Source organism: Streptomyces capoamus, from assembly GCF_014654935.1.
Classification (GTDB): Bacteria; Actinomycetota; Actinomycetes; order Streptomycetales; family Streptomycetaceae; genus Streptomyces; species Streptomyces capoamus.
Map to the genome: position 1 here is coordinate 306,053 of NZ_BNBF01000007.1, position 1,326 is coordinate 307,378.

Annotated in this window: 2 protein-coding genes; both read left to right on the forward strand. The window is 67.8% G+C overall.

What is annotated here, in order from left to right; all coding sequences use genetic code 11:
• Positions 1-708 (forward strand): F0F1 ATP synthase subunit gamma (locus tag IE312_RS14450; protein ID WP_229899726.1); only part of this gene is annotated, 708 nt, incomplete at its 5' end.
• Positions 708-1,326 (forward strand): F0F1 ATP synthase subunit beta (locus IE312_RS40000; RefSeq protein ID WP_502266969.1); only part of this gene is annotated, 619 nt, incomplete at its 3' end. The genes IE312_RS14450 and IE312_RS40000, both read left to right, overlap by 1 nt.

The window sequence follows — 1,326 nt, forward strand, 5'->3', positions numbered from 1 at the left end:
GCGGAGAACCCGAGCCGTGCCGCGGTCCTGCTCCTCACGAGCGACCGCGGTCTGGCCGGCGCCTTCAACTCCAACGCGATCAAGGCGGCGGAGCAGCTGACCGCGCGCCTGGAGCGCGAGGGCAAGCAGGTCGACACGTACATCGTCGGCCGGCGCGGTGTGGCCCACTACAACTTCCGTGAGCGCAAGATCTCGGAGTCGTGGACGGGCTTCACGGACGAGCCGACGTACGCGGACGCCAAGAAGGTGGCGGCGCCTCTGATCGAGGCCATCGAGAAGGACACGGCCGAGGGTGGTGTGGACGAACTCCACATCGTCTTCACCGAGTTCGTCTCGATGATGACGCAGACGGCGCTCGACGCCCGGCTGCTGCCGCTGCGCCTCGAAGAGGTCGCCGAGGAGGCCCGCCCGAAGGGCGAGATCCTCCCGCTGTACGACTTCGAGCCCTCGGCGGAGGACGTCCTCGACGCCCTGCTGCCGCGCTACGTGGAAAGCCGCATCTACAACGCGCTGCTCCAGTCGGCCGCTTCGAAGCACGCCGCCACGCGGCGCGCGATGAAGTCGGCCACCGACAACGCGGGCGAGCTGATCAACACGCTCTCCCGTCTTGCCAACGCGGCCCGCCAGGCCGAAATCACCCAGGAAATCAGCGAGATCGTCGGTGGCGCCAGCGCCCTGGCCGACGCGACCGCGGGGAGTGACCGATAATGACCACCACTGTTGAGACCGCGACGGCTACGGGCCGCGTCGCCCGGGTCATCGGCCCGGTCGTCGACGTGGAGTTCCCCGTCGACGCGATGCCGGACATCTACAACGCCCTCCACGTCGAGGTCGCCGACCCGGCCAACGCGGGCGAGAAGAAGACGCTGACCCTGGAGGTCGCCCAGCACCTGGGTGACGGCCTGGTCCGCACCATCTCCATGCAGCCGACCGACGGTCTGGTCCGCCAGGCCCCGGTCGTCGACACCGGCGACGGCATCACCGTCCCGGTCGGCGACTTCACCAAGGGCAAGGTGTTCAACACCCTCGGTGAGGTGCTGAACGTCGACGAGCAGTACGAGGGCGAGCGCTGGTCCATCCACCGCAAGGCCCCGAACTTCGACGAGCTCGAGTCGAAGACCGAGATGTTCGAGACCGGCGTCAAGGTCATCGACCTGCTGACCCCGTACGTCAAGGGCGGCAAGATCGGTCTGTTCGGCGGCGCCGGCGTCGGCAAGACGGTGCTCATCCAGGAGATGATCTACCGTGTCGCCAACAACCACGACGGTGTCTCCGTGTTCGCCGGTGTCGGTGAGCGCACCCGTGAGGGCAACGACCTGATCGAGG